The following is a 17,649-nucleotide window of genomic DNA, read 5'->3' as shown; positions in this document are numbered from 1 at the left end:
GGTTACTTCGCCGGCGCGAGGTCGCGATACACCGCGCGGGTCACATCCGTGCGCAGCGGCCATTTGTCGTCGGGAAAATAATTAACCATCGCGGTGCCGCGCACCCGATTCTTCGGGTCGACCCAGGCGATGGTGCCGGCCGCCCCGCCCCAGCCATAGGTGCCCGCCGCACCGCCGCCGGGCAGGTCGTCGAGATAGACCGACCCCCCGGCCCCAAAGCCGAGCTTGCGGCCCGCACCCCCGGTCGACGCATCGACGTTCAGGAAGAACACGCCGTCGGGCAGCAGGTTGGACATGGCGAGGCGCACCGTCTGCGCCTTCATCACCCGCTTGCCGTCGAGCTCGCCGCCATTTTGCAGCATGTGGAGGAAACGGTCGTAATCGCGCGCCGAGGTGACGAGCCCCGCCCCGCCATAGGGAAAGCTGGGCGGCTGGAGGTAGACCGAGGTCGCGGCCGGGTCGACCGGCACGCGATTGTCGCCGACAAAGATGTAATTGTTCGCGAGCCGCGCCGCTTCCGATCCCGGCACGGTGAAGTAGGTCGAGGTCATGCCGAGCGGTTCGAACATCCGCGTGCGCAGGAACTGTTCATAGGGCATGCCCGATGCCTTCTCGATCACCGCGGCGAGGACATCTAGGCTGATCGAATAGCTCCATTTCGTGCCCGGATCGGCGATCAGCGGCAGCGTGGCGACGCGGTCGGCGAATTCGGCGAGCGATTTCGGCCGCACCGCCGCCATCTGCGCCTCCATCTGGACGTTGACTGCGGCGGGCAGGATGCCGAGCCGCTCATATTCCTTGAGCAGCGGGCCCTTTGTCACGATCGAATAGCCGAATCCGGCGGTGTGGGTCAGCAGATGGCGGATCGTGATCGGCCGCGCCGCCGGGCGCGACGCCAGGCTGGCGTCGGGGTCGGTCAGCACCTTCATCTCGCGAAAGGCGGGGATGATCTCATGGATCGGCTGGTCAAGGCTCAGCTTGCCGTCCTCGATCAGCATCATCGCCGCCATGCCGGTCACCGGCTTGGTCATCGAATAGACGCGCCACAGGCTGTCGGGCGAAGCCGCGCCCGCCCCCGGTTCCTGGCCCAGCCGCCCCTCCGCGATGAAGCGGGTCGGCTGGTCGCCCTGCCCGATCGCGACGACGATGCCCGGCGTGCGGTTCTGTTCGACATAGGACGCCGCGACCTGTGCGACCGCGGGCAGCGCCGGAGCGACTGGCGTCGAAGCCGCGCGGCGTTCGGCCTGGGGCATGGCGAGCGCGATGCCGCCGATCCCGATCAGCGCGGCGCCGATCCCGGCGGCCAGACCCAGAGTTTTCATCGCGCATCCTCCATTATCGCCGCCGCCTTCGCGAACAGGCTGGGCAGGCCGGCATCGGCCAGCCGGTCGACCGGCCACCATTCGCCTTCGACCGCGATGTGCCCCGCCAGCCGCGCGCTCGCAAGGCCGCATCGCAATTCGAAATGGGTGAAGACGTGGCGCAGCTCGGCATTGTGCCGCCGCCACTCGGCTGCGACGGGCGCATCGGTCAGTCCCGGCGGCGCATCCGCCCATGGCCCGGTCGGCAGCGCGCGCATGCCGCCGAGCAATCCGCGCGGCGGGCGCCGGACCAGCAGCACCGCATCTTCGCGGGTAAGCCAGAAGATCGTGCCATGGCGCACCGGTCTGGCCGCCTTGGCCAGCTTGCGCGGATAGGTGGCGACTGCCCCCTGCGCGTAAGCGCGACAATGGACGGCAATGGGGCAGGACGCGCAATCGGCGCGGCGCGGGGTACAGATTGTTGCGCCCAGATCCATCATCGCCTGGGCGAAGTCCCCCGCGCGCGTCGCGGGCGTCATCGCGTCGGCCAGCGCGCGAAGCTCGCCCCGCGCCATGGGAAGCGGCGTTTCGACCGCGAACAGGCGGCTGACCACGCGCTCGACATTGCCGTCGACGACGACCGCGCGCCGGCCAAAGGCGATCGCCGCGACCGCCGCGGCGGTATAGGGGCCGAAGCCGGGCAACCGGCGCAACGCTGCCTCGTCCGACGGCAAGCGTCCGCCATGATCGCGCACCACCGCGCGCGCACAGGCGATCAGGTTGCGTGCCCGCGCATAATAGCCGAGCCCGGCCCATGCCGCCATCAGCTCACCCTCATCCGCCGCCGCCAGGCTGGCGAAATCGGGCCAGCGGGTGGTGAAATGTTCGAAATAGGGAATGACCGTCACGACCTGAGTCTGCTGAAGCATGACCTCCGACAGCCAGACGCGATAGGGGTCGGGCGGCGGCGCGCCCGGCGGCGCGCGCCACGGCAGGACGCGCGCGTGGGCCTCGTACCAGGCGAGCAGCGCGGGCGCGATGTCAGATGGGACGTTGGCAGACACGGGGCGGCTATGGCATGGGAGACGCGATGACGAAATCCACGCGTACGCCCCAGGCCGTCGATAGCGATCGGCCGCGCGGCGGCAGGGCCCGGCCCGTCGCCGACCTGCTGCCCGATATCGGCCGCGCCGCGTTCCGCAAATTCGGCTTCGTGCAAAGCTCGATCGTCAGTCGCTGGCCCGAAATCGTCGGCGAACGTTACGCGCGTGTCTCCGCGCCCGAATCGATCCGCTTTCCCCAGGGTGCGCGCAGCGGCGGGCTGTTGACGCTGGCGGTCGCTCCCGCCCATGCGACGATGATGCAGCATATCGGGCCCGAGATCATGGAGCGGGTGAACCGCTTCTTCGGCTATGCCGCGGTCGCGCGGATCGCGTTCAGGCCCGGCCAGTTCGCCGCGCGCGCAGCCGCTGCCGCACCGGTGCGGCCTGCAGCGGCAACGATCGACCTGGGCGACAGCGTCCGCGCGATCGCCGATCCCGAACTGCGTGAGGTGCTGGCGGCGCTGGCGGCGGGCATCGTCGAACAACCCCCGGTCATCGTGCCGGTGATGGGCAAGGTGCGTTGATGCGGTGGCGACATGTTGGGCTGATCGCATGGGTTGCCATCGCGGCGACCCCGCCCGGTGCTGCCCAGGAGGCATCGGCACCGCGCAGTGCGGCGCAGCGCGACTGGCGCGCGACCGCGACGCTGTCGCCCGACGGCGCGGTGCGGATCGGCAGCCCGCAGGCGAAGGTCAAGCTGGCCGAATATCTGAGCTACACCTGCCCGCATTGCGCCGATTTCGTCACGCAGTCCGAACCCGTGCTGAAGGATCAGATGGTCCGGACGGGCCGCGTCCAGGTGGAATATCGCCATTTCGTGCGCGACCGGCTCGACCTCGCCTCCGCGCTGCTCGCGCGGTGCCAGGGCCCGGTCGGCTTTGCGGCGGCGAACAAGGCGATCTTTGCCGCGCAGCCCGCGACCTTCGCCAGAACCCAGGCGTTCCAGGCGAGGCCGGACGCGTACAAGGGCGCGGCGACGCTGGGCGATCAGCTCATCCGGCTGGGCGAGGGATCGGGGCTGATCGCGCTGCTTCGCCCGCTCGGGCTGAGCGGTGCCAAGGCGCGCGCGTGCCTCAACAACCAGGCCGAGACCGAACGGCTCATCAAGATGACCGAGGCCGTCGCCGCGCAGCTCGAAGGCACGCCCAGCTTTGCGATCAACGGCAATTTCGTCGGGTCGGGCAGCTGGTCCTCGCTCGAACCGCAGTTGCGCGCCGCCGGCGCCTGATCCCGCCCAATCCCGATCTTGCGATGGAGTGAACCCGAACCATGCGTGCAGCCCTTTTCCTGCTTCCCCTCGCCCTCGCCGCCTGTGGCGCCGACGGGACGGGCAATGACAGCGGCCCCGCCGCCGCACCGGTCGCCGCCGCCGCGCCGCCGGCGGGCACCACCTGGACCGAAACGGTCAGCGAAACCGCCGAGGGCGGATTCCGCATGGGCAATCCCAACGCGCCGATCAAGCTGGTCGAATATGGCTCGCGCACCTGCCCGGCGTGCGGTGCGTTCGCGCGCGACGGCTTCGAGCCGCTGACCAAGCTGGTCGAGACGGGCAAGGTGAGCTTCGAATTCCGCGATTATGTGCTGCACGGCCCGCCGGACATCGCCGCCGCCGTCGTCGGCAGCTGCGCCGGGCCGGGCCCGTTCTTCCCGATCCTGGAACAGATGTACGCCAATCAGCCGGCGACGCTCGATCGCATCCAGCAGGTCGCGCCCGCCGTCCAGCAACAGGCGCAGGGCGCGAGCCCGGCCGCTCAGGTCACGCTATGGGCTGAACAGGCCGGCTATATCGACTTCGTCAAGCAGCGCGGCATTTCGGAGGGGCAGGCCAAGGCATGCCTCGCCGACATGGCGCGGATCGACAAGGTCGCCAAGATCCTGGAAAACGCCACCGTCGTCCAGGGCACGCCGACCTTCCTGCTCAACGGCAACAAGCTGGAAAACGCTATCAGCTGGAAGGATGTCGAGGCCGCACTCCGCCGCGCCGGGGCCTGAGCCGGGGCGGACGGACGACAACCGCGCCTGACCCCGATGCCCGGCGCGCTGGTCGCGTCAGGCGTCGGGGCCCTCATAGGCCTGGACGATGCGCCCGACGATCGGGTGGCGCACCACGTCGCCCGCGCCGAAGCGGACGACCGACATCCCCTCGATCCCCTCCAGCCGCGCGACCGCGTCGTTCAGGCCCGATGCGTTGACCCCGCCGGGCAGGTCGGTCTGGTTGGGGTCGCCGCACACCACCATGCGGCTGTTCTGGCCGAAACGGGTGAGGAACATCTTCATCTGCCCAGGCGTCGTGTTCTGCGCCTCGTCGAGGATGACGAAGGCATCGGCAAGGGTGCGGCCACGCATGAAGGCAATGGGCGCGATCTCGATCTCGCCCGAACTGATCCGCCGTTCGACCTGTTCGGCGGGCAGGCAGTCATAGAGCGCGTCATAGATCGGGCGCAGATAGGGATCGACCTTTTCCTTCATGTCGCCGGGCAGGAAGCCGAGCCGCTCGCCCGCCTCCACCGCCGGGCGCGACAGGATGAGGCGCTGGACGCTGCCGGTGATCAGCTGCGCGACGGCCTGGGCTACCGCCAGATAGGTCTTGCCGGTGCCTGCCGGGCCGAGCGCGAAGATGATGTCGTTCGACACCAGCTGGCGCATGTAATGCGTCTGCGCCACCGATCGCGGCACGATCGTCTTGCGGCGGGTTCGGATCATGATCGACGGCGGCGGCGCGCCATTGCCCGGTTCGGTGCGGATGATGCCGGCAAAGGTCGGCTCGGCCGACATCGCGATCACCGCATCGATCAGGCCGGTGTCGATCTCCTCGCCCCGGATGACCCGCGTGTGCAGCTCCTGCAGCACTTCGCGCGCATGCGCGACTGCCTCCGCCGTGCCCTCGATCTGCACCCGCTGGCCGCGCGCGTGGATATAGACGCCCAGCCGCTCCTCGAGCGCGAGGATGTTGCTGTCGAACTCACCGAATAGCTGGGGCAGCAGTTGCGGCTTGTCGAAATTGACCTCGACGCGCGAACGGTCGCCGGGCTGGGCGGGAACAGGCTTGCGGCTCATCGGGCTCCCGGAGTCAGGATCATGCAAGGCAAGCGTGGCAGAGGCGATGGGTTCCCGCCAGCCCTAAAACGCGACGCGCCCGACGCCGCGCTCACCCCGCCTGATTCAGCGACGCCATATCGATGACGAAGCGATATTTGACGTCGCTTTTCACCATCCGGTCATAGGCGGCGTCGATGTCCTGGATGTCGATCATCTCGACGTCGGAGACGAGGCCATGGTCGCGGCAGAAATCGAGCATCTCCTGCGTCTCGCGGATGCCGCCGATCAGCGAGCCGGCGATCGTGCGGCGGCGGAACACCAGATTGGCGATGCTGGGGCTGGGGTGGGGATGCTCGGGCACGCCGACCAGCGTCATCGTGCCGTCGCGCTTCAGCAACGCGGTGAACTGGTCGAGGTCGTGGCTGGCCGCGACGGTGTTCAGGATGAAGTCGAAGCTGTTGGCGTGCGCCGCCATCGCGTCCGCGTCGCGCGAGACGATCAGGTCGGTCGCGCCCAGCTGTTTCGCGTCGTCGCGCTTGCCGGGCGAGGTGGAGAAGACATAGACGTCGGCACCCATCGCGGCAGCGATCTTGACCCCCATATGGCCCAGCCCGCCCAGGCCGACGATGCCGACCTTCTGACCCGGGCCGACGCCCCAATGCTTGAGCGGCGAATAGGTGGTGATGCCCGCGCAGAGCAGCGGGGCGACCGCCGCCAGCTGGTCCTCGCCATGGCCGATGCGCAGCACGAAATCGCGATCGACGACGATATGGTCGGAATAGCCGCCGAAGGTATGGCCACCCATCTGCGGATCAGGGCCGTTATAGGTGCCGACGAAACCCGTGCCTTCGCAATATTGCTCCTCGCCCGCCTGGCAGCTGGCGCAGGTTCGGCAGCTGTCGACCATGCAGCCGACGCCTGCGAGGTCGCCGACCGCGAAATCGTCGACGTCCGATCCCACCGCCGTCACGCGCCCGACAATCTCGTGCCCGGGCACGCACGGATAGAGCGTGCCGCCCCATTCGCCGCGCGCAGTGTGCAGGTCGGAATGGCACACGCCGCAATAGAGGATGTCGATCGCGACATCGCGCGGGCCGGGGTCGCGACGCTGGAAATCGAAGGGGGCAAACGGCGCGTCGGCGGCTTGCGCGGCATAGGCTTTCGCTGGGCTGGGCATGGCGATCCTGTCGGTTGGGCGGTGGGACTGCGACGTCGGCGGATACCGGTCATGCGCAACATAGCGCGGATCGCTTGGGTTACATCCCCGCCACGCGGAAAAATCAGGCCGCCGCCCGCGCGACCGCTTCGCCAGCCAGTGAATTGGGGCCGGCATGGACCAGGTCGACCGTCACCAGGTCGCCGATGCTCGCGTCGGCGATGACGTGGACGGATTGCAGCCAGGGCGATTTGCCGATCAGCTGGCAGGCGCGCTTGCCCGGGCGTTCGAGCAGCACGTCGCAACGTCGCCCGACGCTGGCGGCGTTGAACGCGGCCTGATCGCGGTTGAGCGCGGCCTGCAATTGCTGGAGCCGGTCGTCGATCACGTCGGCGGGGATCGCGCCCGCCATGTCGGCCGCCGGCGTGCCGGGGCGCGCCGAATATTTGAAGCTGAACGCCTGGGCATAGCCGACCGCGTCGATCAGGCTGAGCGTGTCGGCGAACTCGGCATCGGTTTCGCCGGGAAAGCCGACGATGAAATCGCCCGACAGCGCAATGTCGGGCCGCGCCGCGCGCACCCGGTCGAGCAGGCGCAGATAGCCGTCGCGGCTATGCGCGCGGTTCATCGCCCTGAGCACCCGGTCATTGCCCGACTGCACCGGCAGATGCAGGAAGGGCATCAGCTTTTCGACCTCCGCGTGCGCGTCGATCAGCCCCTGGGCCATGTCGTTGGGATGGCTGGTGGTGTAGCGGATGCGCGCCAGTCCCGCGATCCGGTCGAGCGCGCGGATCAGGTCGTGGAGCCCGCGCCCGTCGCCGTCGGTCCAGGCGTTGACGTTCTGGCCCAGCAGCGTGATCTCGCGCGCGCCGGCATCGACCAGTGCGTTGGCCTCGTCGACGATCGCCGCGAACGGCCGGCTGACTTCGGCCCCGCGGGTATAGGGCACGACGCAATAGGTGCAGAATTTGTCGCAACCCTCCTGTACGGTCAGGAAGGCGCTGGGCCCGACGCGGCGGCGGGCGGGCAGCCGGCCGAACTTCGATTCGACGGGCATGTCGGTATCGACCGCGAGGCCGCCCCGTGCTGCATCGGCGACCAGTTCGGGCAGGCGGTGATAGGCCTGCGGGCCGACGACGACGTCCACCTTGGTCCGCCGCGCGATCTCTGCGCCCTCGGCCTGGGCGACGCAGCCCGCGACTGCAATCATGGGCCGCGTGCCGTCGTCGCGCCTCAGCCGGCCGATGTCCGAATAGACCTTTTCGGTCGCGCGCTCACGGATGTGGCAGGTGTTGAGGATGACGAGGTCCGCCGACGCGGCATCGGGGGCGACCGCGAGGCCCTGCGCGGTCATCAGCTCGCCCATGCGCTCGCCGTCATAGACGTTCATCTGGCAACCGAACGATTTGACGTGAAAGGTTTTGGGGGGCGCGTTCATCGGCGGGCGCATAGCCGAACGGGGCGGATTGGACAATTGCGCGGCGTGGGGGTGGACAGGCCTCACCCCGACCCCTCCCCCTGAAGGGGAGGGGCTTTATCGGCGTCCATCGCAGGTCAATGCCAGGTAAAGGGGCGCAGCGGCTCGCCCAATGCACGGACCAGCGCCGCCTCGATCCGGCGGCGGCTTTCGGCGGCGATCGCCTTGCGTCCCGGAAAATCGCGCGGGTTGAAGGGTTCGAGGAAGTGGCAACGCAGGCGAAAGCTGCCCGGGCGCGACAGGACGCGGATGCCATTGTCCTTGCCCGACTCCACGCCGACCCACGCGATGTCCTCGCCATGAGGGCGGTCATATTCGAGCAGCACCGGCTGGACGAGGACGCCCGGCGGCGGGGGCTCGAGCACGCGCAGCATCGGCGTCTTGAACGGCAGCAGCGAGCGGCCGTCGGTCGTCGTCCCCTCGGGGAAGACCGTGATCGCCCAGTTGTCGGCGAGCGCGTCGCGCAGCTGGTTGATCTGTTCGGCGACGCCCATCCGGTCCTCGCGCTTGACGAAGACGGTCCGGTTCATCCGCGACAGCCAGCCGACGATCGGCGCGGTACCGATCTCGGCCTTGGCGACGAAGGCGGTGCCGCTGGCCCCTCCGAGTGCGAGGATGTCGATCCAGCTCAAATGGTTGGAGACGTAGAAGACATCGCGCTTCAGCGGCACGCCGACCACCTCGACCCGCGCGCCGGCAATGCGCGCCGCGGTGCCCAGGAACAGTCGCGGCCAGGGCGACGGGGCGCGGACCAGGCGGAACAGATAATGGAGCGGCACGAACAGGAAGAGCGCGAGGACCAGCAGCAGCGCGCGTGCGCCCAGCCGCAGCCAGCCCGCCGCTCCGGGACGTGGCGGCTCGCCCATCGCGGCGCGCACGCGCGGATCGGTCGACAGGACGGGCAGCGGAAAGGCAGGCGGCGGGGTGCCGTCCGTACCGGGATCGGCGGGAACCGGCGGATCAGCCCTTTCGGTCGAGGGCAACGCCATAAAGCTCCATGCGATGGTCGACCAGGCGAAAGCCGAGCCGTTCGGCGATCTGCTTCTGCAGCAGTTCGAGCTCGGGATCGACGAACTCGATCACCCGTCCGGATTCGACGTCGATCAGGTGATCGTGATGCGCTTCGGGCGCGGGCTCATAGCGCGCACGTCCGTCGCCGAAATCGTGGCGGTCGAGGATGCCCGCTTCCTCGAACAGCCGCACCGTCCGATAGACGGTCGCAATCGAGATGCCCGGGTCGATGGCGGAGGCACGCGCATAGACCTTTTCGACGTCGGGGTGATCGTCCGCCTCCGACAGCACGCGCGCGATGATGCGGCGCTGGTCGGTGATGCGCAGGCCCTTTTCCTGACAAAGGGCTTCGAGATCGATCTTGCGCGCCATCGCCGCTCACTCCCTTGCTTCGACCGGTCCGGTCTATCGCCAAGCCGGCCGCGGGGGAAGGGCGCAGCGCGCGATCGCGCCGGTCAGCGGCGACGGCGCTTGGTGCCCAGCCCGATCTTCTTGGCGAGCGAGCGACGCTGCTCGGCATAATTGGGCGCGACCATCGGATAGTCGGCGGGCAGGTTCCACTTGGCGCGGTACTGTTCGGGCGTCATCTGGTAATGCGTCATCAGGTGCCGCTTCAGCATCTTGAGCTTCTTGCCGTCCTCCAGACAAACCAGATAGTCGGGCCGGATCGACGCGCGCACCGAAACCGCCGGCTCCTGCTTGACCTCGGGCTCCGGCACCGGCGTGCCAAGATTGGCGAGCGCGCCGTGCACATTCTGAATGAGAATGGGTAAATCAGACACCGCCACACTATTGTTGCTGACATGCGCGGCGACGATATCGGCAGTCAGCGTGATCAGGGTTTCCTGAATATCGGTCGAGTTGTCCATTTCGATCCTTTCCGAAACATGTCCGGCCTATTCGGCCGTGATTTTCGATGTCCCTATCGAACGATGATCGGTGCGGATCAAGATCGAAAAATCGAGTAACCGTTCTATTCCTGCTCAATCGTGCGAGTATAGGTGTGGGCGTCGAACATCTGGCGGTTATTGCCGCTGTAATAATCGCGACGCTCGCCGATCTTGACGAAGCCATGGCGCTCATAGAGCCGGACCGCATCGTTGCCGGCGCGGACTTCGAGATGCAGTCGGGTCACGCCGCGCGCGCGCGCGTCCGCGATCACCGAACGCAGCAACGCGCCGCCGACGCCGCAACCCTGCCAGGCGGGGCGTGTCGCGATCAGCAGCAGCTCGCAATCGTCGATCACCGCGCGCGCCAGCGCGAACCCCGCATCCTCGCCATCGACCGCCGCGATCGTCAGCCAGATGCCCGGCAGGATCAGCATTCCCCCCGCCTGAGCAAGCGACCATGCCTCGCCGTAGCGCGGGTCGAAGGCGTCGTGCATGATCCGGTCGATCACGTTCAGGTCGCGCGCGGTGCCGGCGCGCAGGTCGATGCGGTGGAGCGTCGTGCTCATGTCGCCGCGGGCTTTGCGTCGGGCGCGCGGCCATAGACCGGCTTGGCGGGGCGCTGGCGAAACTCTTCGGGCATGCGCATCGCCTCACGCGCGTCGGGCAGCAGCTCGGTCGCGCGGACCCGATCGTCGAGCGCGACCAGATAGCGCACGCCCGAACCATAGGCCGGCTTGCCATTGAGCATCGCGAACGCCTCCGCCGGCTTGACCGACATGGGTTGCGAGATCGCGGTCAGCGGCGCGGGGCCAAAGCTTTGCGCAAACACCTCGCCATGCCCGCCCTCCAGCACGACGACCAGCCCGTCGCGCGTGCCACGGCCGCGCTGCGCCATCGCGGCGACGAGCGCGAGCGAGGAGAAGCCGGCGACATCCGCGCCCCAGCCGATCGCCAGGCCGAGCGCGGCGGCAAGCCCGACCCGCACCCCGGTGAAGCTGCCCGGCCCGCAATCGACCAGGATATGCGGCGCGCGCCCCTGTCCCGGTAGCTCGGCGATCATCGGCAGCAGCCGTTCGGCATGGCCACGCCCGACCACCTCGTGCCGGGCATCGACACAGGTCAGGCCATCGAACAACGCGACCGAACAGGCGGCGGTGGCGGTATCGATGACCAGGGTGCGCAACGCCGGGCGCTCAGTCGATCCGGTTGAACCGTTCGAACGCCGGGCGCGGACTGCGGTCGAAGATGGTGGCGGGATCGCCCTTGCCGAAAGTTGACACGAAGTTGACACGCACCTGCGGCTGGCCGGCGAAGAAGGCGGCGTTGACCTTGTCCGCGTCGAAACCCGACATCGGCCCGGTGTCGAAGCCCAGCGCGCGCGCCGCCATGATGAACCACCCGCCCTGCAGCGTCGAGTTGCGGAACGCGCTTTCGCGGCGCAGTTCGGCCTTGTCGTCGCCCGTGAACCAGCTGCGCGCGTCGGTGTGCGGGAACAGCCAGGGAAGCTGTTCATGGAAATCGAGGTCCATGCCGATCACGACCGCGGCGGGCGCCTTGCGTACCTTGTCCGCATTGCCGGCCGAGACGCACGAGGCGAGCAGCTCGCGCGATTCGGGGCTGAGGCACCAGACGAAACGGGCGGGCTGCTGGTTGGCCGAGGTCGGCCCCATCTTGATCAGGTCGTAGATCGCGCGGACATCGTCCGCGCCGACCGGCGTGTCGTGATACCCGTTATAGGTCCGCGCCTCGCGGAACAGCGTGTCGAGCGCGTCGGCGCCCAGCGGATCGGCCATGCTTTTCCTCTTTTGTCAGCAATGTGGAACAACGGTGCGCCGGCCGGTCAGACCGCGCGAACCTCGGTCACTTCGGGCACATAATAGCGCAGCAGCTGTTCGATCCCGTTCTTGAGCGTCGCGCTCGACGACGGGCACCCCGAACACGCCCCCTGCATCTGGAGATAGACCTTGCCCTGGTCGAACCCGCGATAGACGATGTCGCCGCCGTCATTGGCGACCGCGGGGCGCACGCGCGTGTCGATCAGTTCCTTGATCTGCGCGACGATCTCCGCATCCTCGGGATTCTCGGCAAAGGCGGTGTCGGCTGCGGGCACTTGGATCCCGGCGGCGCTGGCGGGGGCGAACAGCGGCATGTCGGCGCTGAAATGATCGAGCAGCACCGCAAGCACGTCGGGCTTGAGCGCGGCCCAGTCGACGCCGGGCGCGGCGGACACCGACACGAAGTTATAGCCGAAGAAAACGCCGGTTACATCGCCCAGCGCGAACAGCGCGGCGGCGAGCGGCGAGGCCTCCGCCTCCTCGGGCGACGCGAAGTCGCGCGTGCCGCTGGGCATGACGGTGCGGCCCGGCAGGAATTTGAGCGTGGCGGGATTCGGTGTCGCTTCGGTTTCGATCAGCATGGCCGACATGTGGCGCGCGCACGCACCGGGATCAAGGGCCGCGCACCGGCGCGATCAGCGCCGGTCCAGCGCACCCAGCGCGGCATTCCACCGCGCCAGGTTGCTGCGCGCTTCCTGGACGAAGGCCGAACGGCGCACAATGCCCAGGAACAGGTCGGCGAACATCCGCCCCGGCTGGCGCAGCGGGCGCGCGAACTGGATGAGCAGGACAACGCGGGTCCGCGCGCTGTCATTCCACACTTCATGGTCATAGCTGTCGTCGAAAACCAACGTCTCGCCCTCGCTCCAGCGCACGATCCGGTCGCCGACGCGCATCCGGACATCGCCGTCATCGGGCACGACGAGGCCCAGATGACAGGTGATCAGCCCCTTGCTGACGCCACGATGCGGCGGAATGCGGGTGCCGGGCGCCAGGATCGAGAAGAAGGCGGTGTTGAGCCCGGGAATGGATTCGACCAGCGCGGTGGTGCGTGGGCACAGATTCGCATTGTCGTCGATCCGGTAGCCATAGCCCCACAGGAAGAAGGACCGCCACTTGCCCGGCTCCGCAATCGCACGATGGTCGGGCGAGATGGTGGCGAGCGGCGGCGCGGCATCGCCGTTCAGCGCGACCGCGACCGCTTCGTCACGGACCGACCGCCATTCGTCGCGCAATCGCCGGGTCCAGTCGAACAGGTCGGCGGGCAGCACCGGACCGTTCGGCACGCGCGACGAGCGCGCGATCACCCAGTCGAAAGCCCCGCGCAGATGCTTGCCGTATCGCACCAGCCACGGACGATGCGGGTCGGCGCGCAGCGCCGGTGCGGGAGATGGCAGACCGGACACCCGTCCCAGATCGGGCAGCGGGCCCGCGCGATTGGCGGGGCGACCGGCGGGGAGCGGGGTGACCCGCGAATCGGATCGGCTGTGCATCACGCAATCACTCAGCTGACATGCCGCGCCGCCCTTCGGACGCGACGATGACAGGCCGGTGACGCCCTTTGTCAAAAATCGCCGGAAATGCGCAGGGCTTGCGGCTAGCCGCTGCGCGCGATTGCGGTTACGCTGAGACCTTATGTCCAGTTTCCCCCGCGCTGCCGCCCTTGCCGGCGCCCTCATCGCCCTCCTCCCCATCATGCCCGCGCTCAGCCGCCCGCAGGCGACCCCCGCGCCTGCGCCATCGACGCAGAGCGCACCGACCGCGCTGGTCCCCGTCCCGCAGACCGCGGATACGCCGTGGCTGTTCAAGGGCAGCGACATCCCGCCCGACCGGGCATGGACCTTCGGCGTGCTGCCCAACGGCGTGCGCTATGCGGTGCGGGCCAACGGCGTACCGCCCGGGCAGGTCGCGATCCGCGTCGCGATCGACGCCGGGTCGCTGATGGAACGCGAAAACGAGCGCGGCTTCGCGCACCTGATCGAGCATCTGGCGTTTCGCGGATCGGTGCATGTGCCCGACGGCGAATCGAAGCGGGTGTGGCAGCGCCTGGGCGTCACCTTCGGGTCGGACACCAACGCATCGACCAGCTTCACCCAGACGAGCTACAAGCTCGACCTGCCGTCGGCGACCGCGGAGGGGCTGGACACCAGCCTGAAGATCCTGGCCGGCATGATGGCGCAGCCGACGATCGACGCGACCGCGCTCAACGCCGAGCGGCCCGTCGTGCTGGCCGAGCAGCGCGAGCAGCCGGGCCCGCAGGTGCGGCTGGGCGATGCCAGCCGCGCGCTGTTCTTTCGCGGCCAGCTGATCGCCGACCGGTCGCCGATCGGCAATGTCGCGACGCTGGAGGCCGCGACCCCCGAAAGCGTGCGGGAATTCCATCGCCGCTGGTACCGGCCGGAGCGTGCGGTCGTCGTCGTGGTCGGCGACGCCGATCCCAAGCTGCTCGAAGCCGCGGTGATCAAGCATTTCTCGGATTGGCGGGGCGAGGGCGCGGCGGTGCCGCAGCCCGATTTCGGCACGCCGACCCCCGACGGGCCGGCGACCGCCGCGATCGTCGAGCCGGCGCTGCCGACCCTGGTGTCCGCCGCGATCGTGCGGCCATGGACGGTCGGCGACGACACCATCCTGTTCAACCAGGAGCGCATGGTCGAGCTGGTCGCGGTGCAGGTGGTCAACCGGCGGCTGGAAAGCCGCGCGCGCGGCGGCGCCAGTTACATCAGCGCGGGGGCGGAGCTGGACGACATCTCGCGCTCCGCCAATGTCACCTCGCTGTCGATCCTGCCGCTCGGCAACGATTGGGAGGCGGCGTTGCGCGACGTGCGCGCGACGATCGACGAGGCGGTGCGCACTCCGATCGCCCCGAGCGAGATCGCGCGCGAGCTGGCGGTGATCGAATCGGCGATGAAGAACGCGGTCGCCACCGCGCCGGTCGAGGCGGGCGCGCGGATCGCGGACAATCTGGTCAGCGCGGTCGACATCCGCGAAACCGTGGCGGGGCCGCAGACGTCGCTGCAGATCTTCGAGGGCGCGGTCGCCCAGAACTTCTTCACCCCGGCGCGCGTGCAGGCCGCCGCGAAAAAGGCGTTTACCGGCGTCGCGACGCGCGCGATCGTCAGCACGCCCGCGCCGGACGCCACCGCCGCCACCCGGCTTGCCGCCGCGCTCGACGCCGATGTGTCCGCCGTGGCGGCGACACGGGGCAAGGTGCGCGACGTGTCGATCGACGACCTGCCCCGGCTGGGCCGGCCCGGCAAGGTGGTCGCGCGCACCACCGCGCTCACCAGCCCGGCAATCGAGCAGATCGATTTCGCCAATGGCGCCAAGCTGTTGCTGTTCCCCAATGCGGGGGAAACGGGCAAGGTCTATGTCCGCGTACGTTTTGGCAACGGGCTCAACGCGCTGCCCGCCGACCGCGCGGTGCCCGCCTATGCCGCCGACCTCGCGCTGATCGCGGGCGGCATCGGCAAGCTGGGTCAGGAGGAGCTCGACCGCATCACCGCGGGGCGGCGGCTGGGCCTCGACTTCGCGATCGACGACGATGCGTTCGTGCTGGGCGGGCTGACGACCGCGGATGACCTGAAGGATCAGCTGCGGCTGATCGCGACCAAGCTCGACTATCCCGCCTGGGATCCGAAGCCGGTCGCGCGGGTGAAGGCGGTGCTCTTGGCCAGCTATGACAGCCTGTCGGCGTCGCCCGACGCGGTGCTGAGCCGCGACCTGGAGCGCCTGCTCCATGACGGCGACCCGCGCTGGGGCGCGCCGACCCGCGCGCAGATCGAGGCGCTCGACGCGAAGACCTTTCGCGACCTGTGGGCGCCGTTGCTGGCGAGCGGGCCGATCGAGGTCCAGGTGTTCGGCGACGTCGCGCCCGACGCAGCGGTGCAGGCGGTGGCGGCGACGATCGGCGCGATGAAGCCCCGCGCGCCCGTGGCACTGGCGCCGCCGCCGGTCCGCTTTCCCGATCATGTCGCCGAGCCCGTCGTGCGCCGCCACACCGGCCAGCCCAACCAGGCCGCCGCGGTCATTGCGTGGCCGACCGGGGGCGGCAGCGACGCGCTGGGCGAGAGCCGCAGGCTCGAGATCCTGGCTGCGATCTTCCGCGACCGGCTGCTCGACCGGCTGCGGTCGCAGGCGGGCTTGTCCTACACCCCCAACGTGGTCAACCAATGGCCGGTCGGCATGTCGGCGGGCGGCACGATGCTGGCGATCGGCATGATCCCCCCCGACCGCACCCGCGACTTCTTCACGCTGGCGCGCGAGATCGCGGCCGACCTGGTCGCGCGGCCGGTCGAGATGGACGAATTGCGCCGCGCCCAGGCCCCGGTGCTGCAATTCTATCAGCGCAGCGCGACCGGCAACCAGTTCTGGATGCAGCAGACCGCGGGCGGAACGGGCGATCCGAAGCGGCTGGCGGCGATCGGCACGCTCGGCACCGACCTGCGCGACGTGACGCCCGAGGCGCTGCAGGCGCTGGCGGCGCGCTACCTGCGCCCCGAACGCGACTGGAGCCTGGTGGTGCTGCCCGACGAAGCGGTGCTGGCGGCGGCAGCGCAAGCGGCACCCGCGCGCTGAGCCGTCCGCCGGTTGCGGCCCGCTTGCGCGGGCGCGGAGCCGCGTCTAGGCGGCGGGGATGACCGACCTCACCTCCGCGCAGGCGCGCCTCCACCGTCGCATGGCGCGCGGCACCGAATTTCTGGGCAGCGACGTCGCGATCCTGTGCGGCGCGATGTCGTGGGTCAGCGAACGCAACCTGGTCGCAGCGATGTCCAATGCCGGCGGCTTCGGCGTCATCGCTTGCGGTGCGATGTCGCCCGACTTGCTCGACGCCGAGATCGCGGCGACGCGCGCGCTGACCGACCGGCCGTTCGGCGTCAACCTGATCACCATGCATCCGCAGCTGCAGGACCTGATCGCGGTGTGCGGCCGGCACGGTGTCGGCCATATCGTGCTGGCGGGCGGACTGCCGCCGGCGGGGTCGCTCGACGCGATCAAGGCGACGGGGGCCAAGGTGATCTGCTTCGCCCCCGCCGTGAGCCTCGCCAAGAAGCTGATGCGGTCGGGGGTCGACGCGCTGGTGATCGAGGGGATGGAGGCCGGTGGTCACATCGGCCCGGTTTCGACCAGCGTGCTGGCGCAGGAAATTCTGCCGGTGGTCGCGGGCGAGCTGCCCGTGTTCGTCGCCGGCGGGATCGGCCGGGGCGAGGCGATCGCGAGCTATCTCGACATGGGGGCCGCGGGGGTCCAGCTCGGCACGCGCTTTGCCTGCGCGACCGAGTCCATCGCGCACCCCAATTTCAAGAAGGCGTTCTTTCGTGCCTCCGCCCGCGACGCGATCGCCAGCGTCCAGGTCGATCCCCGCCTGCCGGTCATTCCGGTGCGCGCGCTCAAGAACGCGGGGACCGAGCTGTTCACCGCCAAGCAGCGCGAGGTCGCCGCCCTGCTGGACGAGGGCCAGGTGGCGATGGCGGAGGCGCAGCTGCAGATCGAGCATTACTGGGCGGGCGCGCTGCGCCGCGCGGTGATCGACGGCGACATCGAACATGGCAGCCTGATGGCCGGCCAGTCGGTCGGCATGGTGACGCGCGAGGAACCCGTCGCGGATATCATCGCGACGCTGATGACCGAAGCGGCGGAGGCGATCGACAAGCGGGCGTGAGCGGGGCTTCGACGGCGCATCAACCCGTTCGTGTCGAGCCCTTCGACTGCCTGCCAAGGCAGGCGCTCAGGATAAACTTTGACTTGAAAGTCAAAGTCGAGACACGCTTTTCGACTTCGCTCGAAGCAAACGGGACAGGGGACGCAAATCGGCTAGTTTCCCCTGATCCCCCGGCACA

The 17,649-nt window shown here is 69.1% G+C and carries 18 protein-coding genes; 5 read left to right on the top strand and 13 right to left on the bottom strand.

The window, feature by feature from the left end:
• Nucleotides 1-2 precede the first annotated feature (2 nt).
• Both AX676_RS07630 and mutY read right to left on the bottom strand, forming a co-directional pair.
• The gene (locus AX676_RS07630; RefSeq protein ID WP_066483374.1) at nt 3-1,322 is read right to left on the bottom strand and encodes a serine hydrolase domain-containing protein; all 1,320 of its coding nucleotides are present in this window, start codon (nt 1,320-1,322) and stop codon (nt 3-5) included.
• Entirely contained in the window at nt 1,319-2,365 is a 1,047-nt protein-coding gene (gene mutY, locus AX676_RS07625) for an A/G-specific adenine glycosylase (protein ID WP_156437858.1), read from the bottom strand. Before mutY ends, AX676_RS07630 begins: the two co-directional genes overlap by 4 nt.
• A gap of 26 nt (nt 2,366-2,391) precedes the next feature.
• Between mutY and AX676_RS07620 the strand changes: the two genes are divergently transcribed.
• From AX676_RS07620 to AX676_RS07610, 3 genes are read left to right on the top strand one after another with little or no spacing between them, the layout of a single operon-like run.
• Nucleotides 2,392-2,928, top strand: a complete 537-nt coding sequence (locus AX676_RS07620) for a DUF721 domain-containing protein (protein ID WP_240885416.1) — start codon at nt 2,392-2,394, stop codon at nt 2,926-2,928.
• Nucleotides 2,928-3,632, top strand: a complete 705-nt coding sequence (locus AX676_RS07615) for a DsbA family protein (protein WP_066483366.1) — start codon at nt 2,928-2,930, stop codon at nt 3,630-3,632. The genes AX676_RS07620 and AX676_RS07615 overlap by 1 nt, the downstream gene beginning before the upstream one ends.
• A gap of 41 nt (nt 3,633-3,673) precedes the next feature.
• A complete protein-coding gene (locus AX676_RS07610) occupies nt 3,674-4,396 on the top strand; it encodes a DsbA family protein (RefSeq protein ID WP_066483358.1) in 723 nt (240 codons plus the stop codon).
• 57 nt (nt 4,397-4,453) lie between these two features.
• Here AX676_RS07610 and AX676_RS07605 read toward each other — a convergent pair whose 3' ends face one another.
• The 11 genes from AX676_RS07605 to AX676_RS07555 form a co-directional block, all read right to left on the bottom strand.
• On the bottom strand, nt 4,454-5,461 hold the full coding sequence (locus tag AX676_RS07605; protein WP_066483355.1) for a PhoH family protein: 1,008 nt from the start codon (nt 5,459-5,461) through the stop codon (nt 4,454-4,456).
• Between the two features lie 91 nt (nt 5,462-5,552).
• Nucleotides 5,553-6,620, bottom strand: coding sequence for an NAD(P)-dependent alcohol dehydrogenase (locus AX676_RS07600; protein ID WP_066483352.1), 1,068 nt, complete (start codon nt 6,618-6,620; stop codon nt 5,553-5,555).
• A 103-nt stretch (nt 6,621-6,723) separates the two neighbouring features.
• A complete protein-coding gene (gene miaB, locus AX676_RS07595) occupies nt 6,724-8,037 on the bottom strand; it encodes a tRNA (N6-isopentenyl adenosine(37)-C2)-methylthiotransferase MiaB (RefSeq protein ID WP_082731177.1) in 1,314 nt (437 codons plus the stop codon).
• Nucleotides 8,038-8,153: 116 nt separating this feature from the next.
• Nucleotides 8,154-8,942, bottom strand: coding sequence for a lysophospholipid acyltransferase family protein (locus tag AX676_RS07590; RefSeq protein ID WP_066483698.1), 789 nt, complete (start codon nt 8,940-8,942; stop codon nt 8,154-8,156).
• 94 nt (nt 8,943-9,036) lie between these two features.
• Nucleotides 9,037-9,459 carry a Fur family transcriptional regulator gene (locus tag AX676_RS07585; RefSeq protein ID WP_066483351.1) on the bottom strand — a complete coding sequence of 141 codons (423 nt, stop codon included), beginning with the start codon at nt 9,457-9,459 and terminating at the stop codon, nt 9,037-9,039.
• Nucleotides 9,460-9,542: 83 nt separating this feature from the next.
• Nucleotides 9,543-9,956, bottom strand: a complete 414-nt coding sequence (locus tag AX676_RS07580) for a MucR family transcriptional regulator (protein WP_066483349.1) — start codon at nt 9,954-9,956, stop codon at nt 9,543-9,545.
• Nucleotides 9,957-10,060: 104 nt separating this feature from the next.
• The gene (locus AX676_RS07575; protein WP_066483347.1) at nt 10,061-10,543 is read right to left on the bottom strand and encodes a GNAT family N-acetyltransferase; all 483 of its coding nucleotides are present in this window, start codon (nt 10,541-10,543) and stop codon (nt 10,061-10,063) included.
• Entirely contained in the window at nt 10,540-11,160 is a 621-nt protein-coding gene (gene tsaB, locus AX676_RS07570; RefSeq protein ID WP_066483337.1) for a tRNA (adenosine(37)-N6)-threonylcarbamoyltransferase complex dimerization subunit type 1 TsaB, read from the bottom strand. The genes AX676_RS07575 and tsaB overlap by 4 nt, the downstream gene beginning before the upstream one ends.
• A gap of 10 nt (nt 11,161-11,170) precedes the next feature.
• Nucleotides 11,171-11,770 (bottom strand): malonic semialdehyde reductase, encoded by a 600-nt coding sequence (locus AX676_RS07565; protein WP_066483334.1) that lies wholly within the window; start codon nt 11,768-11,770, stop codon nt 11,171-11,173.
• A gap of 47 nt (nt 11,771-11,817) precedes the next feature.
• Entirely contained in the window at nt 11,818-12,393 is a 576-nt protein-coding gene (locus tag AX676_RS07560) for a NifU family protein (protein WP_066483696.1), read from the bottom strand.
• 54 nt (nt 12,394-12,447) lie between these two features.
• Complete coding sequence (locus AX676_RS07555; protein ID WP_156437857.1) at nt 12,448-13,305, bottom strand: aspartyl/asparaginyl beta-hydroxylase domain-containing protein; 858 nt, start codon at nt 13,303-13,305, stop codon at nt 12,448-12,450.
• A gap of 142 nt (nt 13,306-13,447) precedes the next feature.
• Here AX676_RS07555 and AX676_RS07550 point away from each other — a divergent pair, with 142 nt between their 5' ends.
• Nucleotides 13,448-16,387: a M16 family metallopeptidase gene (locus AX676_RS07550; protein WP_082731176.1), complete on the top strand. Its 2,940-nt coding sequence runs from the start codon at nt 13,448-13,450 to the stop codon at nt 16,385-16,387.
• Nucleotides 16,388-16,445: 58 nt separating this feature from the next.
• The gene (locus AX676_RS07545; RefSeq protein ID WP_066483333.1) at nt 16,446-17,471 is read left to right on the top strand and encodes an NAD(P)H-dependent flavin oxidoreductase; all 1,026 of its coding nucleotides are present in this window, start codon (nt 16,446-16,448) and stop codon (nt 17,469-17,471) included.
• Nucleotides 17,472-17,649: the final 178 nt, after the last annotated feature.

The organism is Sphingomonas sp. CCH21-G11, assembly GCF_001555965.1.
Classification (GTDB): Bacteria; Pseudomonadota; Alphaproteobacteria; order Sphingomonadales; family Sphingomonadaceae; genus Sphingomonas.
The sequence above is the reverse complement of the archived record's forward strand: the minus strand, read 5'-3'. Positions and strand labels throughout refer to the sequence as shown.

Excerpts from the sequence above, each read along its gene's own strand:
- AX676_RS07590 (WP_066483698.1), bottom strand. The coding sequence starts at position 8,942 with ATGGGCGAGCCGCCACGTCCCGGAGCGGCGGGCTGGCTGCGGCTGGGC.
- AX676_RS07580 (WP_066483349.1), bottom strand. The coding sequence starts at position 9,956 with ATGGACAACTCGACCGATATTCAGGAAACCCTGATCACGCTGACTGCC.
- AX676_RS07565 (WP_066483334.1), bottom strand. The coding sequence starts at position 11,770 with ATGGCCGATCCGCTGGGCGCCGACGCGCTCGACACGCTGTTCCGCGAG.
- AX676_RS07575 (WP_066483347.1), bottom strand. The coding sequence starts at position 10,543 with ATGAGCACGACGCTCCACCGCATCGACCTGCGCGCCGGCACCGCGCGC.
- AX676_RS07555 (WP_156437857.1), bottom strand. The coding sequence starts at position 13,305 with ATGCACAGCCGATCCGATTCGCGGGTCACCCCGCTCCCCGCCGGTCGC.
- miaB (WP_082731177.1), bottom strand. The coding sequence starts at position 8,037 with ATGAACGCGCCCCCCAAAACCTTTCACGTCAAATCGTTCGGTTGCCAG.
- AX676_RS07560 (WP_066483696.1), bottom strand. The coding sequence starts at position 12,393 with ATGCTGATCGAAACCGAAGCGACACCGAATCCCGCCACGCTCAAATTC.
- AX676_RS07550 (WP_082731176.1), top strand. The coding sequence starts at position 13,448 with ATGTCCAGTTTCCCCCGCGCTGCCGCCCTTGCCGGCGCCCTCATCGCC.
- AX676_RS07545 (WP_066483333.1), top strand. The coding sequence starts at position 16,446 with ATGACCGACCTCACCTCCGCGCAGGCGCGCCTCCACCGTCGCATGGCG.
- AX676_RS07600 (WP_066483352.1), bottom strand. The coding sequence starts at position 6,620 with ATGCCCAGCCCAGCGAAAGCCTATGCCGCGCAAGCCGCCGACGCGCCG.
- AX676_RS07615 (WP_066483366.1), top strand. The coding sequence starts at position 2,928 with ATGCGGTGGCGACATGTTGGGCTGATCGCATGGGTTGCCATCGCGGCG.
- AX676_RS07585 (WP_066483351.1), bottom strand. The coding sequence starts at position 9,459 with ATGGCGCGCAAGATCGATCTCGAAGCCCTTTGTCAGGAAAAGGGCCTG.
- AX676_RS07605 (WP_066483355.1), bottom strand. The coding sequence starts at position 5,461 with ATGAGCCGCAAGCCTGTTCCCGCCCAGCCCGGCGACCGTTCGCGCGTC.
- AX676_RS07630 (WP_066483374.1), bottom strand. The coding sequence starts at position 1,322 with ATGAAAACTCTGGGTCTGGCCGCCGGGATCGGCGCCGCGCTGATCGGG.
- AX676_RS07610 (WP_066483358.1), top strand. The coding sequence starts at position 3,674 with ATGCGTGCAGCCCTTTTCCTGCTTCCCCTCGCCCTCGCCGCCTGTGGC.
- AX676_RS07620 (WP_240885416.1), top strand. The coding sequence starts at position 2,392 with ATGACGAAATCCACGCGTACGCCCCAGGCCGTCGATAGCGATCGGCCG.